1 protein-coding gene is annotated in these 531 nt (G+C 57.3%); it reads right to left on the reverse strand.

Going from position 1 to position 531, the window contains the following annotated elements; translation table 11 throughout:
- Window positions 1-499, reverse strand: a 499-nt coding sequence (locus ACUY3D_RS12685) for a Mu transposase domain-containing protein (RefSeq protein WP_448241225.1), incomplete at its 3' end; no start/stop codon positions are given.
- Between the last annotated feature and the right edge of the window lie 32 nt (window positions 500-531).

Genomic DNA, 531 nt, shown 5'->3' on the forward strand with positions numbered 1-531 from the left:
CTTCTTCCAGGATTGGTTTGTTGGCATGTTTGCCCATTGACAGCACGTTTCGGCAGGACTGGTATGCCTGGGCCGGGATGGCTTTCGCCGTAATGAGTTCTTCGATGACCTTGCGTGTTGCCGGGCCAACTTTGCTGGCTTCGCGGTAAAAGTAGTCGCTTGTCCACAGTCCACGGGTGGAGTCCATCCCAGATGGAATGTGCTCGTAGTCAGTGACATAGGCCCCACGCTTATGTGAAACCTGGTGGGTTGCCACGGTTGCCCCTTGGTCAAAGACGGTCAACATCTGGCCGGTGATGCGCACATCGACAGTGCGGCCAACAAGCTGGTGCGGAACGGAGTAGCGCACTGTTGCAACCGTGACATGGAAATCCGGGGCCACTTTTGCCCGTTTCCACTCGGTGTGTTGCCACGGGGTTGCCGGCAGGTCAGCAAGGAGATGCTGCTCGTGTGCTTCGAAGAGATCCCTGCGGCTTGACTGCTGACTGCGAAACGGCACGGAGGTGTTGATCGCATCGACTAAGCCCACAA

The organism is Corynebacterium guaraldiae, assembly GCF_053480195.1.